The organism is Roseovarius sp. MMSF_3359, from assembly GCF_030733385.1.
In the GTDB taxonomy this organism is placed as follows: Bacteria; Pseudomonadota; Alphaproteobacteria; order Rhodobacterales; family Rhodobacteraceae; genus Roseovarius.
Genome location: NZ_JASHJC010000002.1, coordinates 236,306 through 251,695 on the forward strand (window position 1 = coordinate 236,306; position 15,390 = coordinate 251,695).

Genomic DNA, 15,390 nt, shown 5'->3' on the forward strand with positions numbered 1-15,390 from the left:
GCGATAGAGTTTGTCGTGGTTTTTTCCGGGCACCGACCGTAATCTCCGCATTGAGCGATCCAAAGATACGAAGGCGCATCATGTCCGATCATGTCACCATCCGCCCCATTGAACCCGGCGATCAGAGCCAATGGCATGCGCTCTGGACCGCCTATCTGGAATTCTACGAAAGCAGCGTGTCCGACGCGGTCTATGAGGCAACGTTCAAACGGCTCTGTTCCCATGAACACCCCAAGCAGAAGGCGTTCGTGGCGGTCAAGGGTGGCGACCTGGTGGGGTTGGTGCATTACATCTATCACCCGCATAACTGGCGGCTGGAGGATGTGTGTTACCTGCAGGATCTCTATGCCGATCCGTCCGTGCGCGGCTCAGGCGTCGGGCGAAAGCTGATCGAAGCGGTCTATGCCGCTGCTGACACCGACGGCTGCCCCTCGGTCTACTGGCTGACGCAGGATTTCAACGAAGAGGCGCGCAAGCTCTATGACCGTATCGGGACGCTGACGCCGTTCATCAAATACGCCCGCCCCTGACGCGGGCGGGGCGTTAATCCCGGTGGTGCCGGTTGTACCCGTTGACCGCCGGGCTTCCCCACCCGTCCAATGCGCCCTCTTTCGGCGCAAAAACCTCGATCAGCAGTGGATGACACGCGGCTTCATCGCTGGAATGCTCGGATGAGCAATCGCCGCCGGGACAGGCCGATAAGGCACCCAGAATGTCGATCTCAGCAAAGAATTCGAGGTGGTCGCCGGGGCGCACGGGGCTGGCCTTCATGAAATACTGCCCGGTGTCGCGGGTGAATCCGGTACACATAAAGACGTTGAGCACATCATGCACATGCGGCTCCGCCTCCGCATAGCTCATGCCGGTCTCATCGGCCAAAGCGCGGATCAGGTTGGAATGGCAGCAGTGGTGATACTGCGACCCGCTCAAAAGGTTGCCGGTGTAAGGATCGCAGCGCGTACCGATCACGTCATGAACCGAGCCGCCAAAATCGTCGATCCCGTACCAGTCCAGCGTATCGGTCGTGATCGTCGCCATGGGCCGCAAATGCGGGAAGGACGACCACATCCGCTCGCCCGTGGTCAGGTGGGTGCCATGCAGGGCGCGGGATTTCCCGGAATAGAAGCGCTCCGACAGGTCATTGGCGTTCCACAGGTTCAGGTCACCCACCTGCGGCCCCTCGACCGACGAGACGCGAAAGAAATGCCCGGCGGGCGCGCGGAAACAGGCGGCCTCTCGCGGCGGGGCCAGCACTTCGCTTACCTTTTCGGCACCCTCCCGCGCGGCGGCGTAAAGCGCCAGATCGGGTTTCGGCAGCGTGTCATTGGGATAACAGATGACCGGCTTGATCGCGCGGCGCGCATCGGCATCGGAGGGAAGTGTCATGGGCGTTTCCTCGGGCTTTTCGCGCGGAGTCTAGCGCGCATCGTGCCCGAGTAAAGCCGCCGTTTACTCCGCCGCCACGGCCTTGGGATCGGCCAGCGTCACGATGTCCATCATGATCGTGTTGAGCTCGAAATCCTTCGGCGTATAGACCCGCGCAACGCCCATCTCGAGCAGGCGTTTGGCATCCTCGTCGGGGATGATCCCACCGACGATCACCGGCACATCGCCAAGACCGGCCTCGCGCATCCGGGCCATCAGATCCTCGACCAGCGGCAGGTGCGACCCGGACAAGATCGACAGGCCCACCACATGGGCCTTGTCCTCAAGCGCGGCGGCAACGATCTCTTCGGGGGTCAGGCGAATACCCTCATACCCGATATCCATACCGCAATCGCGGGCGCGGAAGGCGATCTGCTCCGCACCATTGGAATGCCCGTCGAGCCCCGGCTTGCCGACAAGGAATTTCAGGCGACGGCCCAGCTTGTCACTGACCGCATCGACCGCTTCGCGGATATCATCCAGGCCCTCGGTCTTGTTCGACGGGCTGGCCGACACACCGGTAGGGCCACGATATTCGCCGTGAATTTGGCGCATCTGGGCGGCCCATTCGCCCGTCGTGACCCCGGCCTTGGCGGCCTTGATCGAGGCGGGCATGACGTTTTTGCCTTTGCTTGCCGCCTCGCGCAGCTCCGCCAGCGCGGCTTTCACCGCCTCGGCATCACGCGCGTTGCGCCAGTCGTTCAGGCGTGCGATCTGTTCGGCCTCAACGGCGGGATCGACCACCATGATACCGCCATCGCCGGTCATCAGCGGGCTGACCTCGCCTTCGGTCCATTTGTTGACGCCGACCACAACGGTTTCGTTTTTCTCGATCCGGTTCAGGCGCTCGGCGTTGGAATCCACCAGCCGTGATTTCATATACTCGATGGATCCGATGGCGCCGCCCATACTGTCGAGGTTCTTCAACTCGTGCCGGGCACCCTCTTTAAGCGCATCCACCTTGGCATCGACCGCCGGGTTACCGTCAAAGAGGTCGTCAAATTCCAAGAGGTCGGTCTCATAGGCCAGGATTTGTTGCATCCGCATCGACCATTGCTGATCCCACGGGCGCGGCAGGCCAAGCGCCTCGTTCCAGGCGGGCAGTTGCACGGCGCGTGCGCGGGCTTTCTTCGACAGCGTCACAGCAAGCATTTCGATCAGGATACGATAGACGTTGTTTTCCGGTTGCTGCTCGGTCAGGCCAAGCGAGTTGACCTGCACACCATAACGGAAGCGGCGGAATTTCGGGTTGTCGACGCCGTAACGGCTTTCAAGGATTTCATCCCAGAGATCGACAAAGGCGCGCATCTTGCACATCTCGGTCACAAAACGGATGCCCGCGTTGACGAAGAACGAGATCCGCCCCGCCAATGCCGGGAAATCCTCCGCCGGAACGCGTGGTTTCAACTCATCCAGCACGGCAATCGCGGTGGCCAGGGCAAAGGCCAATTCCTGTTCGGGCGTCGCACCGGCTTCTTGCAGGTGATAGGAACAGACGTTCATCGGGTTCCATTTCGGCACGTTCGTGTAGCAGTATTCCGCCACATCCCCGATCATCTTCAGGCTGGGTTTCGGCGGACAGATATAGGTGCCGCGGCTCAGGTATTCCTTGATGAGGTCGTTCTGCACCGTGCCCTGCAGCGAAGCGATATCCGCGCCCTGCTCCTCGGCCACCGCGATGTAAAGCGCCAAGAGCCAGGGGGCGGTCGCGTTGATCGTCATCGACGTGTTCATCTGATCGAGCGGGATCTCGTCGAAGAGCGCGCGCATGTCGCCAAGATGACAGACCGGCACGCCGACCTTGCCCACCTCCCCGCGTGAGAGCACGTGATCGCTGTCATATCCGGTCTGGGTCGGCAGATCGAAAGCCACCGAAAGCCCTGTCTGACCCTTGGCCAGATTCGACCGGTAAAGCGCGTTCGAGGCTTTGGCCGTGGAATGCCCGGCATAGGTTCGGATCAACCAGGGACGGTCCTTTTGCGGGTCTTTCTGCATCTGCGACATAGATGGGCCTCGTGAATCAGCTTGCGCAACTTTCTTACGTTAAGCGATAGATACTTGGAATATTATACCGATGTCAATTCGCTGCGTTGCAGCAACAGCCATTCAACAGCGTTCCCAGGCACCGGCACGTCAAGCAAGGGGCGTTACGTCAGCCCGCATTGCATCGTCGTGGCCGACCGAAACCCGAAGAGATGGCGCAGAACACCGGTATGTGTGGTGCCCATCGGCTCGAATCCCCGCCGTTCATACAAGGCGCGGGCGCGGGGGTTGGTGTCGATCACATCCAGCCGGACCGAATTCAAGTCCGCCTGCCGCGCATGCTCCTTGATCGCGTCCAGCAGGGCCGTCCCCACACCCAGGCCGCGCGCGTCCGCATCGACGCAAATCCCGTCCATCAACAAGACCCCGGGTGCGAGGTCCCTTTCCAGCGTCGACAGGATCAGACCACGCCATGTGCCACCAAACCAGCCATAAATGCGCGTCATGTCCCGAAGTGTCCCGCCGCTCAGGCTGCCTTCGCTGGTCTTGAACCCCGCGATACCCAGCAGGCGCCCGTCGGCATCCACCGCGGACAAGGCATAATCCGCATCCATCGTGGCCTCGAAAAAGGCCAGGGCGCGGGCGTCCGGCCCCATCACCTTGCCCAGCTTGCCCTTGAACGCCTGCCAGTAGAGCGCCGCGGCCGCCTGCCGATGCGCGGGGTCAAACCCATGCCGAATTGTCACTGCGGTCATGAAAACCTCTTGCCAATTGATGCAACTGATATTGTCCATCCGGGTCTTTGCTGCAAGAGTCCCCGCCATGATGCGTTCGGTCGAAATGCCTCTTTGGGCACTGGTATTGTTATTGCTCTTTGCGGCGGTGACCTTTGCCTCGCACTTCCTCTTTCCCTCCGTACGGTGGTTTTTCCGTCGCCGGATGGAACGGGCCGTGGCACGGCTGAACCAGAAGCTGGAACGCCCGATCGAGCCGTTCAAGCTCGCGCGCCGCTACGACATGATACAGCGGCTGATCTATGACCCCGAGGTGACGCAGGCCGTGGCCGACCACGCCAAGGCCGAAGGTGTCCCTGAAAACGTGGCATTTGAGCAGGCCAAACGCTATGCCCGCGAAATCGTCCCGGGGTTTTCTGCAACCGCCTATTTCGGCGTTGCGATCAAACTGGCCAAATGGCTCAGCCGGTCGCTTTACCGCGTCCGTCTGGGGCATTTCGACGACGCCTCGCTCAGTAAGGTGGACAGGGATGCCACCGTCGTTTTCGTCATGAACCACCGGTCCAACATGGATTACGTGCTGGTGACCTGGCTGGCCGCCGAACGCTCGGCGCTGAGCTATGCGGTGGGCGAGTGGGCGCGGGTCTGGCCGCTCAGTAAGCTCATCAAGGCGATGGGAGCCTATTTCATTCGGCGCAAATCGCGTAACGACCTCTATCGTCGCGTTCTGGCGCGCTATGTCGGGCTCGCGACCGATGGCGGTGTGACGCAAGCCATGTTCCCCGAAGGCGGGCTGAGCCTTGATGGCAAGCTGGCGTCGCCCAAACTCGGCCTGCTGAAATACATCGTCGAGGGCCGCACCAATACCGAACGTGATGTCGTCTTCGTACCGGTTGCGGTCAACTATGACCGCGTGTTCGAGGATCGCATCCTCGTCGCCGCCGGGCAGAAGGGCGAACGCCGGTTCCGGGCGCGGATCAGTGTCGTGACCCGTTTCGTCTTCAGGCAAATCACATTGCGGCTGACGGGCAAGTATCACCGGCACGGTTATGCCGCGGCCAGCTTCGGCGCGCCGGTCTCGCTCAACACCTTCCAGAAGGAACACCCGCGCGGTGACGTCAAGGATCTCGCCCGGCTGCTGATGATCCGGATTGGCGAGGAGGTTCCCGTCTTGCCGGTGCCAATGGTTGCGCGGGCACTGATCAGGGCCGACGGGCCATTGACCCGAGCCGAATTGGAAGCCGCCGTGCAGGACATCATGCGGGAATTGCCGCAGGCGCATGTCCACCTGCCCCGCGACGACGAGGAGTATGCGGTCGATGTCGGGCTGCGTAATCTCGTCAAACGGGGCCTCGTGACAGAGGATCAGGATACGCTGACACTGGTGGACGAGGAACGCGCGATCGTTGCCTATTATGCTGCATCAATTCAGCATCTATTTCGCAACCGCAGCGATTAACGCCGATTTTTCTGCATCCGCTCGGTTATAAAATTACAAAAAATGCACCTATAGCATTGCATTGTTGCGCATCCGACGCTACCTATTGGCCGGAAATCGCGATTCTGCATCGCGGCGAAACGCTCTGATATGGAGGCTCTGATGGCTTTGGACACAGAAACCGGCATCGCACCTTACGATGCACCTGAAAAAGACCTGTACGAAGTGGGCGAGATGCCCCCGCTCGGCCATGTCCCGAAACAGATGTATGCCTGGGCGATCCGGCGCGAACGTCAGGGTGAGCCGGATCAGGCGATGCAGCTTGAAGTCGTCGATGTGCCCGAGCTGGACAGTCACGAGGTGCTCGTCCTGGTGATGGCCGCCGGTGTCAACTACAACGGCATCTGGGCTGGCCTCGGCGTTCCGATCAGCATGTTCGACGTGCACGGCGCCGATTATCACATTGCTGGCTCTGACGCGTCTGGCATCGTCTGGGCCGTAGGGGACCGGGTCAAGAACTGGAAAGTGGGCGACGAGGTCGTGATCCACTGCAACCAGGACGATGGCGATGATGAACATTGCAACGGCGGCGATCCGATGTATTCGCCGAGCCAGCGGATCTGGGGATATGAAACCCCCGATGGCTCCTTCGCGCAGTTCACCAATGTCCAGGCGCAACAGCTTCTGCCGCGGCCGCGCCACCTGACCTGGGAAGAAAGCGCGTGTTACACGCTGACCCTGGCAACCGCATATCGCATGCTCTTCGGCCACCAGCCGCATGACCTTAAGCCCGGCCAGAACGTTCTGGTCTGGGGTGCATCGGGTGGCCTTGGCTCCTACGCGATCCAGCTCATCAACGCGGCGGGTGGCAACGCCATCGGCGTCATCAGCGACGAGGACAAGCGCCAGTTCGTGATGGATCTGGGTGCCAAGGGCGTCATCAACCGCAAGGATTTCAATTGCTGGGGTCAACTGCCCACGGTGAACACCCCGGAATATGCCGAATGGTTCAAGGAAGCCCGCAAATTCGGCAAGGCGATCTGGGACATCACCGGCAAGGGCAACAATGTCGACATGGTGTTTGAACACCCCGGCGAGTCCACCTTCCCGGTGTCCAGCTTCGTCTGCAAAAAAGGCGGCATGGTGGTGATCTGCGCGGGGACCACCGGTTACAACTGTACCTTCGACGTGCGCTATATCTGGATGCATCAGAAGCGCCTGCAGGGATCGCACTTCGCCCACCTGAAGCAGGCGGCAGCAGCCAACCAGCTCATGGTCGAACGGCGGCTGGACCCCTGCATGTCCGAGGTTTTCCCCTGGGATGAAATCCCTGCGGCACACGTAAAAATGCGCCGCAACGAACACAAGCCCGGCAACATGGCCGTGCTGGTTCAATCGCCCAAGACCGGCCTGCGCACTGTCGAGGACGTGGTCGAAGCGGGCAAGAAGTAAGAAAACCAATGCGCCCTGCCTTTTCGTGAAGGCGGGGCGCCACCTGATGCGTCAGCTTGCAGAACCCAGAATCTGGCGCGAACATCCCCGAAAATCTGACCTCGCAATGCCGCCCCCTGCTGGCGGTTGGTGCATACCTTGGTCGTGCATTGACCCCCTTAGGGCGTATTTGGGATTGCCAATCCACCCCACCCCTTGGCTTAACTGTCCGGATGAAGACGGTGGAGCCTCATGACCGACAACACCCACGATGCCCAAACCTTTGATTTCGTCATCGTCGGTGCCGGATCGGCGGGAGCTGTTCTGGCCAATCGGCTCAGCGCCGATGCGCGTCATTCTGTCCTGCTGATCGAAGCCGGGGGCAACGACCTCAACCCCTGGATCCGGATGCCCATCGGCTATGGCAAGGCCTATTACGACAAGCGCATCAACTGGAAATTCACGACGCAGCCGGTGCCGGGCCTTGGCGGGCGGCAGAGTTACTGGCCGCGCGGTAAGGTGATCGGCGGTTCCTCGTCGATCAACGCGATGGTCTATGTGCGGGGCCACCCGGAGGATTTTGACGACTGGGCGGCGGATGCCCCGGGCTGGGCCTGGCAGGACGTGGCCCCCATCTTTCGCCGGATGGAAGCGTGGTCCGGCGGTGAGGATGCGTTTCGTGGCACCGACGGGCCGCTTGCGGTGCAGGACATCACCGGCGCCGTGCATCCGCTTTGTCAGAACTACCTGCGCGCCGCAGCACAGGTCGGCATCCCCACCAACCCCGACTATAACGGCCAGTCGATGATGGGCGCGATGATCTATCAGATCACAACCCGCAACGGCCTGCGCGCCTCGACCGCCACCTGCTACCTGCGTCCGGCAATGAAGCGGCCAAACCTGACGGTGGCATTGCACGCACATGTCCTCGGGCTGACTTTCGAGGGCAAGCGCGTGACAGGGCTCACCTATCGTCAGAAGGGCCGCGATGTGACCATCCGTGCCGGGCGCGAGGTGATCCTTGCCGCCGGGGCCGTCAGCAGCCCAATGATCCTTGAACGCTCCGGCATCGGCAACGGTGATCTGCTCCGCGCGATGGGCATCGAAGTCCGGCACGACGCGCCGCATGTGGGCGAAAACCTGCAGGACCACGCGGGCCTGGACGGCCTTTACCGCGCAAAAGTGCCCACCTTAAACCAGGTTCTGCGCCCCTGGACCGGACGGGCGCGCGTGGCCTTTGAATACCTGCTAAAACGCAGCGGACCGCTCAGCCTCAGCGTCAATCAGGGCGGCGGCTTTGTCCGGACCCGTCCCGGCACCGGACGGCCCGATCAGCAGCTTTACTTCTCGCCGCTGAGCTATACCCGCGCGCCGGTGGGCAAGCGCCCCCTGATGACCCCTGACCCGTTTCCCGGGTTCCTGCTGGGCTTCAACCAATGCCGGCCCTCCAGCCGCGGACAACTGCATATCTCCTCCGCCGATCCGTTCGCGGAACCGGAGATCCACCCGAATTACCTCTCGACGGACGAAGATCGGCAGGCGGCCATCGACGGCATGCACCTGATCCGCCGGATCGCCAGCGCCCCCGCACTTGCCGACGTGATCGACGCCGAGATTGCCCCGGGTCCCGCCATGACCACGGACGCGGATTTCACCGCCTATGCGCGCGACAATGCCTGGACGGTGTTCCACCCCTGCGGCACCTGCCGGATGGGGGATGACGCCGGGAAATCCGTGGTCGATGCGCGCCTGCGGGTGCATGGGATCGCGGGGCTGCGGGTGGCCGATGCGTCGATCTTTCCGATCATTCCGTCGGGCAACACGAACGCCCCGGCAATCATGGTAGGCGAGAAGGCTGCCGATATGATACTCGAAGACAACGCATAAGGGAGAGCCACCAGCATGACACCGATCCGTATCGAGACATTTACCAATGAATTCGTGGGGTTCGTTCGGGTCACCGATCAGGATGGCAACCAGGGATGGGGGCAAGTTTCCACCTATCATTCCGACATCACCTGCCAGGTGTTGCACCGGCAGGTGGCGCCCTGGGTTCTCGGCAAGGATGCGTCCGAACTGGACGATCTGCTGGATCTGGTCGCGGAGCGTGAACACAAGTTCCCCGGCTCCTACCTGCGCCGCGCAATGGGCGGGCTGGACACGGCGATCTGGGATCTGCGAGGCAAGCTGGCCGGCAAGCCGGTGGCCGAATTGCTGAGCGGCTCAGCGGGGACAATACGCGCCTATGCCAGTTCGATGAAGCGCGACATCACCCCCGCGGACGAGGCCGCGCGGATGCAGCGTCTGGCCGGCGAAAAAGGGTTCACCGCCTTCAAGGTCCGCGCGGGTGCCGAGGTGGGCCGCGGGCAGGACGAATGGCCCGGCCGCACCGAAGAGATCATTCCGGCGATGCGAAAGGCGCTGCCTGATGCTGATCTGCTCATCGACGCGAATTCCTGCTATGCGCCCGCACGTGCCATCGAGGTGGGGCATATGCTGCAGGATCAAGGGTTTGGCCATTACGAGGAACCCTGCCCCTATTGGGAGCTGGAGCAGACTAAGGAAGTCACCGACGCGCTTGAGATCGACGTGACCGGCGGTGAGCAGGATTGCGACCTGCCAACCTGGAAACGGATGATCGACATGCGCGCTGTGAATATCGCCCAGCCCGACATTCTCTACCTGGGCGGCATCGCCCGGACCTTGCGGGTCTGCAGGATGGCCGAGGCGGCGGGCCTACCGATCACGCCGCATTGCGCGAACCTGTCGCTGGTCACGCTCTTTACGATGCACCTGCTCAGGGCGATCCCGAATGCGGGCAAGTACCTGGAGTTTTCCATCGAGGGTGCGGATTACTACCCGTGGCAGGAGGGCCTTTTCGTCGAAGATCCCTATGGCATCGAAAACGGCCACGCCCGCGTCACGGATCGCCCCGGCTGGGGGGTGGAGGTCAGCCCTGAATGGCTGGCGCGCTCACACTATCAGTGCTCTGAGCTGGATTGACCGACTTTTGCTTTTCGAGACCTAGCGAAGGCTTACGAATAGGCCGCGCGATTGCCAGACCGCGGGGTGGCGATCAACCGTTGTCAAACGCGCTTTATCTCTGCCGAGTCCGGAAAACCTCTGATCAGTTCGCAACCTCTCCCAATCGCCAGCCCTTGCGGGCGGTCTGGCGATCGCGCGGCGGCGCTGCGCGCCTTGATTCCGCGCGCGGGATGTGTCGACTAAGGGCTCTCTTAACTTTTTGACCGATCTAACATTCGCGACTACCGCGTCTTGAGAAGTTGCAGCACTTCTTTCGAGGCATACCCATCTGGTTTTGCACCAACCGATTGCTGGAAATGCCGGATCGCCTTGGAACTGTTGGGACCGATGATCCCGTCGATCTTTTCGAGCTTGTAGCCACGCCGTTTCAGCAGGCGTTGGATCTCCTTGCGCTGCTCAAACGTCACAGGGGTGTACCCCCTCGGCCAACTCGCCTGAATTTCCGGTCCACCCGCGATCCGGTCTGACAGGTGACCGACGCCAATCGCATAGGCATCGGCATTGTTGTAGCGTTTGATCACATCGAAATTGGCAAAGACCATGAAGGACGCGCCATTCGGTCCCGCCGGTTGCAGAATTCGTGCCGAGCCGTAATCGCGCACCGGCTTGCCGTCCATGCCGACGACGCCTCGCGTGGCCCAGTTCGACGGCATCCGCTTGGTCCCGCCAGGCTTCACCCCGCGCGGCACCCGCACCTCGACACCCCATGGCATGCCCTTGCGCCAGCCAAACCGCTTCAGATAGGCGGCCGTCGACGCCAGCGCATCGGTTGGATCATCCGACCAGATGTCACGTTTGCCATCCCCGGTGAAGTCGACCGCATAGGCCAGGTAGGAGGTCGGGATAAACTGCGTATGACCCATCGCGCCCGCCCAGGAGCCGGTCATGTTGAGTGGCGCCACATCGCCGGACTGGATGATCTTGAGCGCGGCGATCAGTTGCTTTTCAAAAAACGCCCCGCGCCGCCCGTCAAAGGCCAGCGTGGCGAGGGCGCCGATCAACGGCGTATCGCCCTTGCGGGTGCCATAGAAACTCTCCAGCCCCCAGACCGCGACAACAACCTCTTTTTCGACACCATACCGCTCTTCGATCCGGGTCAGGGCACGGCGATGCTTGCGCAGCCCCTTCTTGCCGCCATCCACCCTTGGCGGCGAGGTGGCGCTGTCGAGGTAATCCCAGATCTGGCGTTTGAACTCCGCCTGGTTGCGGTCCTTTTTGATGACGTCCGGATTGTATTGCACGCCCGCAAACGCCCGATCAAAGGTCCGGCCCGTGATCCCCGCATTCACCGCGCGCCCGCGAAAGCTGCTGATCCAGCGGTCAAAGGCCGGGTTCGAGGTGGCAACCTTGATAACCTTGACGTCGCCATCGCTTGCCGCGCCGACCGCCGGGCGCGCCACCGGACGCAAGCTCCGCACCGGCAGATCCACACTGATGACAACCGCGTCCGAACTCATCGTGCCGGGGCGCAATTGCGGCCTCAGCGACGTTTCCACCGGCGCCGCTGCCAGCGCCGAAATTCCAATTGATGTGCCTGCGATTGCGGCCACTAGAACACGTTTGTGCATTGCCCGGCCCCTTATTGTTTTTCCCAAACATACTCTGAACCGGGACAAATCAAAAGGTTTCATCACGCAAAGGTGCAAGGTTCTGCCGAGATGCCGGACTTACGCGCACATCTGCGCCAGGCACTCCCGCAGAAGCGGTACCCGGCGCGGGCGGAAGGAGGCCTCGGTCACGTCCAGGTTACGCATCCGATCCAGCCTGAAGGCGCGAAAATCCTGCCGCAAGTGGCACCAGGCCAAAAGGCAATGCGACGCCTGCATATAGACGATCGAAAGCGGATCGACGCTGCGCGTGGTCTGGCGCGCCTCCACATCGGAATAGTCGAACCGGATGGTGCGTTCGTCCCATGCGGCCTGGCGCAGTTGCGTGACGTCAATGCCCGGCTCCGGCAGCGGAGCGAAACGCCGAGCGGTCAACACCGCATGTTCCAGCCGATGCGCCTGGCTCGCGGGCAAGCGCGCGCGCAGCTTGGACATGGCAGAGCTGGCTGCCTTCGCCAGCGCCGGATCACCGACCTCGCCGACTTCACGCAGGCCCAGAACCAGCGCCTCAAGTTCCTCATCCGCAAAACTAAGCGGCGGCAGCGCCGCGTCTTCGATCAGCGTGTAGCCAAATCCCGCGGCCCCGTCGATTACCGCGCCCAGGCTGCGCAACCCCTCGATATCGCGGTAGATCGTTCGGGGCGTCACTCCGAGCGTTTGCGCAAGTCCCGCCGCCGTTGCGGGCGGGGCCGTGTTGCGCAGGGCCTGCATCAGTTGGAAAAGGCGATGTGTGCGTGTCATGATGTGGAGTATCTTCGGGTATCCTGACAATTACTGTCATTATCAGATGCTAGATGAGTTTTGACTTCAGCGCGAGAGAGATCATGACCACGCCCGCCCTGCCACCTGATGTCGGCCAGATCATTTCAGGCTATCAGCCGCCCGTGCGGGAAGGCGTGTTACGCCTGAGGGAGCTGATTTTCCAGGTCGCCGAGGGCGTTCCGCAGGCCCAACCGTTGGCGGAAACCCTGCGGTGGGGTCAGCCGGCATACCTGACGCCCGCACGTGTGGGCTCAACCCTCCGGCTGGGGCCGCACAAGGATGCCACTTTCGCCCTTTTCGCCCATTGCCAAAGCACGATTATCGCCAGCTATGCGCAGGCTTTCGCCGGATGGGACAGGATCGACGGGAACCGCGCGATTCTGTTCGATGAAGTGGCGCAAATCGAGCCAGAACGCCTCTCCCACCTGATCCGCCATGCGCTGACCTATCACCTGAAACCGGCGCGGGCCTAGTCACTGGAGCGACAAATCACACCTATGGCGACGTCTTTACCTGGCGCGGCACATCAATGGGTCGATGGCGGTGCCGCAGGTAGCCAATACGCCCTTCGACCAGGCGGCGTCTGGCAGGTGTTCACCTTTAGCGGTGTTTGAACAGGTAGACCGGCAAGCCGCACCCAAAAACCACGGCTCAACGCCGCCGCTTGACCTTGCGCTTCGCCTTGTCCGATTTGCGTTTCGCCTTGGTCAACTGCCGCTTGACCGGACGCCCCCGCCGGCCCGATCCGGATTTTGGCATGGCCTTGCCATCAATACTGATGAGGTCCAGCGCCAGCCCCCCGGTCACCGGCGCCGCCTCGGCCAGGCGCACGGTCACGCGCTGACCCAATCCGATTTCGACACCCGTATCCGATCCGGTCAGCGTCGCCGCATCCCGATCAAAATTGAAAAACTCTCGCCCCAGCGAGCGCACCGGGATAAGCCCGTCCGCCCCGGTTTCATCCAACCGCACGAAAGCGCCGAACTTGGCCACGCCGCTGATCCGCCCGGTGAATTCATCCCCCACCCGTTCGGACAGGAACGCTGCGAGATAACGGTCATTCGTGTCCCGCTCAGCCATCATGGATCGCCGTTCGGTATCGCTGATATGGGCCGCCGTGCCGTCAAGCCGTTCCTGATCGTCGTGGCTCAGACCATCCTCACCCCAGCCATGGGCCGAGATCAGCGCGCGATGCACGATCAGGTCCGCATAGCGGCGAATGGGCGAGGTGAAATGCGCGTAAGCCTGCAGTGCCAGCCCGAAATGCCCGAAATTCGACGGCGCGTAATAGGCCTGCGTCATCGCGCGCAGGGTGGACATGTTGATCTGCTCCGCGTGATCCGTGTCCTGCGCGGCCCGCAGAAGCGCATTGAGATGCGCTGTCTTGAGCACCTGCCCCTTGGCCAGCACCAGCCCGGCGGCCTCGGCCACCTCCCGCAGACTGTCGAGCTTTTCAGGCGGCGGCTCCTCATGGACCCGGAAAAGAAGCGGAGACTTCTTCGCAATCAGCGTCTCGGCGGCCGCGACATTGGCCAGGACCATGAATTCTTCGATGAGCTTGTGCGCGTCCAGCCGGTCGGTGAAATTGACACTCAGAACCTCACCCTCGTCACTCAACTCCACCTTGCGCTCCGGCAGTTCAAGCTCCAGCGGTTGCCGCGTTTTCCGGGCCTGCTTCAGCGCCTCATGAGCGGCGTAAAGCGGCCGGATCACATCGTCCATCAGCGGCGCACATTTCTCGTTCGGCGCCCCATCCATCGCCTCCTGCACCTCGCGGTAGTTGAGCGACGCAGGCGAACGCATCAACCCGCGCACAAACCGGTGCCCGATCTTCTCACCAAAAGCGTTGATCTGCATCCGCACGGCGATGCAGGCGCGCGGCACACCTTCGTGGAGCGAGCAGAGATCGCCCGATAACCGGTCCGGCAACATCGGCACAACCCGGTCCGGGAAATAGCTGGAATTGCCCCGCTTGCGCGCCTCCCGGTCCAGCGCGCTTCCCGAAGTCACGTAATGCGCCACATCCGCAATCGCGACCCAGATCACATGCCCGCCCTCGTTCTTCGGGTCGTCATCCGCATGAGCCCAGCAGGCATCGTCATGGTCGCGTGCATCCGCCGGGTCGATGGTGATAAGCGGCATGTCCCGCAAATCATCACGCCCCTTGAGGCCCGCGGGTTTCATCTTGTCGGCTTCGGCAATCACCTCGTCGGGAAAATCGTCCGGGATGCCGTGCTGATGAATGGCAATAAGTGAAACCGCTTTCGGCGCGGTCGGATCACCGAGTCGCTGCACCACGCGGGCACGGGGAAGACCCATCCGGCCTTTCGGCCCTGCCTGCTCCGCCTCAACCAACTCGCCATCCTTCGCCCCACCGGTGGCGTCGCCAAGGACCTCCCATTCCTTGCCGTCACCCTTGTCGATGGGCACTATCCGCCCGCCCTCGGTGCGTTTACGAAAGACACCGAGCAGTTTGAGCGGATTGGTCCCGATCCGCCGGATCAACCGACCCTCATACTGATACGTCTCCCCCTGAACGGCGGTCAGACGCGCCAGAATGCGATCCCCCGGCGCCATCGCCGGATCACTCGCTCGGGCAACAATCGACACCAGCGGTGCATCCCCCTCGCCTTGCCATTCCATCGCCCGCGCCATCAGGTCGCCGTCGGGTGTAACCTCCGCCACCTGCAATACCGCCACCGGCGGCAGCTTGTCAGGGTCGCGATAGGTCTTCTTGCGCTTCTGCAAATGCCCCTCGGCCTCAAGCTCCTTGAGCAGACGCTTGAGATCTATCCGTGCCGCCCCCTTGATGCCAAAAGCACGGGCGATGTCACGTTTCGACGTCTGGGTCGGGTTATCCGAAATCCATTGCAGGATCTCGTCCTTGGAGGGCATGTTACTCATCCTGCCGAGGTAACATGATTGCCCCGGGCGCACCACACGCGAAAACGGTAGCGCCTGGACC

12 protein-coding genes are annotated in these 15,390 nt (G+C 62.0%); 6 read left to right on the top strand and 6 right to left on the bottom strand.

All coding sequences use genetic code 11. The annotated features are described in order from the left end of the window. Nucleotides 1–80: 80 nt before the first annotated feature. Nucleotides 81–530, top strand: coding sequence for a GNAT family N-acetyltransferase (locus RBB29_RS04005; protein WP_306112888.1), 450 nt, complete (start codon nucleotides 81–83; stop codon nucleotides 528–530). A gap of 13 nt (nucleotides 531–543) precedes the next feature. Here the strand turns inward: RBB29_RS04005 and RBB29_RS04010 are convergent, their stop codons facing one another. The 3 genes from RBB29_RS04010 to RBB29_RS04020 form a co-directional block, all read right to left on the bottom strand. Then, entirely contained in the window at nucleotides 544–1,386 is an 843-nt protein-coding gene (locus tag RBB29_RS04010) for a DUF1989 domain-containing protein (protein WP_306112889.1), read from the bottom strand. Nucleotides 1,387–1,449: 63 nt separating this feature from the next. Beyond that, complete coding sequence (locus tag RBB29_RS04015; protein WP_306112890.1) at nucleotides 1,450–3,429, bottom strand: protein meaA; 1,980 nt, start codon at nucleotides 3,427–3,429, stop codon at nucleotides 1,450–1,452. A gap of 143 nt (nucleotides 3,430–3,572) precedes the next feature. After that, nucleotides 3,573–4,163: a GNAT family N-acetyltransferase gene (locus tag RBB29_RS04020; RefSeq protein ID WP_306112891.1), complete on the bottom strand. Its 591-nt coding sequence runs from the start codon at nucleotides 4,161–4,163 to the stop codon at nucleotides 3,573–3,575. A gap of 67 nt (nucleotides 4,164–4,230) precedes the next feature. Here RBB29_RS04020 and RBB29_RS04025 point away from each other — a divergent pair, with 67 nt between their 5' ends. From RBB29_RS04025 to RBB29_RS04040, 4 genes are all read left to right on the top strand, one after another. Then, nucleotides 4,231–5,601, top strand: a complete 1,371-nt coding sequence (locus RBB29_RS04025; protein WP_306113094.1) for a 1-acyl-sn-glycerol-3-phosphate acyltransferase — start codon at nucleotides 4,231–4,233, stop codon at nucleotides 5,599–5,601. Between the two features lie 141 nt (nucleotides 5,602–5,742). Continuing rightward, nucleotides 5,743–7,032, top strand: coding sequence for a crotonyl-CoA carboxylase/reductase (gene ccrA / locus RBB29_RS04030; RefSeq protein ID WP_306112892.1), 1,290 nt, complete (start codon nucleotides 5,743–5,745; stop codon nucleotides 7,030–7,032). Between the two features lie 231 nt (nucleotides 7,033–7,263). Next, a complete protein-coding gene (locus tag RBB29_RS04035) occupies nucleotides 7,264–8,898 on the top strand; it encodes a GMC family oxidoreductase (RefSeq protein WP_306112893.1) in 1,635 nt (544 codons plus the stop codon). A gap of 15 nt (nucleotides 8,899–8,913) precedes the next feature. After that, nucleotides 8,914–10,014: a mandelate racemase/muconate lactonizing enzyme family protein gene (locus RBB29_RS04040; protein ID WP_306112894.1), complete on the top strand. Its 1,101-nt coding sequence runs from the start codon at nucleotides 8,914–8,916 to the stop codon at nucleotides 10,012–10,014. Nucleotides 10,015–10,277: 263 nt separating this feature from the next. On the opposite strand, the gene RBB29_RS04045 is transcribed toward RBB29_RS04040, so the two are convergent. Further along, nucleotides 10,278–11,624 carry a lytic murein transglycosylase gene (locus RBB29_RS04045; RefSeq protein ID WP_306112895.1) on the bottom strand — a complete coding sequence of 449 codons (1,347 nt, stop codon included), beginning with the start codon at nucleotides 11,622–11,624 and terminating at the stop codon, nucleotides 10,278–10,280. A gap of 99 nt (nucleotides 11,625–11,723) precedes the next feature. Continuing rightward, the gene (locus RBB29_RS04050; RefSeq protein ID WP_306112896.1) at nucleotides 11,724–12,404 is read right to left on the bottom strand and encodes a YafY family protein; all 681 of its coding nucleotides are present in this window, start codon (nucleotides 12,402–12,404) and stop codon (nucleotides 11,724–11,726) included. A gap of 53 nt (nucleotides 12,405–12,457) precedes the next feature. On the opposite strand from RBB29_RS04050, the gene RBB29_RS04055 reads away from it, so the two are divergent. Then, the gene (locus tag RBB29_RS04055; RefSeq protein ID WP_306112897.1) at nucleotides 12,458–12,898 is read left to right on the top strand and encodes a DUF1801 domain-containing protein; all 441 of its coding nucleotides are present in this window, start codon (nucleotides 12,458–12,460) and stop codon (nucleotides 12,896–12,898) included. Nucleotides 12,899–13,076: 178 nt separating this feature from the next. On the opposite strand, the gene rnr is transcribed toward RBB29_RS04055, so the two are convergent. Continuing rightward, a complete protein-coding gene (rnr, locus tag RBB29_RS04060; protein ID WP_306112898.1) occupies nucleotides 13,077–15,329 on the bottom strand; it encodes a ribonuclease R in 2,253 nt (750 codons plus the stop codon). Nucleotides 15,330–15,390 lie beyond the last annotated feature (61 nt).

Bases quoted from the DNA above. Each gene is read 5' to 3' on its own strand.
- RBB29_RS04005 (WP_306112888.1), top strand. From the start codon at position 81: ATGTCCGATCATGTCACCATCCGCCCCATTGAACCCGGCGATCAGAGC.
- RBB29_RS04010 (WP_306112889.1), bottom strand. From the start codon at position 1,386: ATGACACTTCCCTCCGATGCCGATGCGCGCCGCGCGATCAAGCCGGTC.
- RBB29_RS04015 (WP_306112890.1), bottom strand. From the start codon at position 3,429: ATGTCGCAGATGCAGAAAGACCCGCAAAAGGACCGTCCCTGGTTGATC.
- RBB29_RS04020 (WP_306112891.1), bottom strand. From the start codon at position 4,163: ATGACCGCAGTGACAATTCGGCATGGGTTTGACCCCGCGCATCGGCAG.
- RBB29_RS04025 (WP_306113094.1), top strand. From the start codon at position 4,231: ATGATGCGTTCGGTCGAAATGCCTCTTTGGGCACTGGTATTGTTATTG.
- ccrA (WP_306112892.1), top strand. From the start codon at position 5,743: ATGGCTTTGGACACAGAAACCGGCATCGCACCTTACGATGCACCTGAA.
- RBB29_RS04035 (WP_306112893.1), top strand. From the start codon at position 7,264: ATGACCGACAACACCCACGATGCCCAAACCTTTGATTTCGTCATCGTC.
- RBB29_RS04040 (WP_306112894.1), top strand. From the start codon at position 8,914: ATGACACCGATCCGTATCGAGACATTTACCAATGAATTCGTGGGGTTC.
- RBB29_RS04045 (WP_306112895.1), bottom strand. From the start codon at position 11,624: ATGCACAAACGTGTTCTAGTGGCCGCAATCGCAGGCACATCAATTGGA.
- RBB29_RS04050 (WP_306112896.1), bottom strand. From the start codon at position 12,404: ATGACACGCACACATCGCCTTTTCCAACTGATGCAGGCCCTGCGCAAC.
- RBB29_RS04055 (WP_306112897.1), top strand. From the start codon at position 12,458: ATGAGTTTTGACTTCAGCGCGAGAGAGATCATGACCACGCCCGCCCTG.
- rnr (WP_306112898.1), bottom strand. From the start codon at position 15,329: ATGAGTAACATGCCCTCCAAGGACGAGATCCTGCAATGGATTTCGGAT.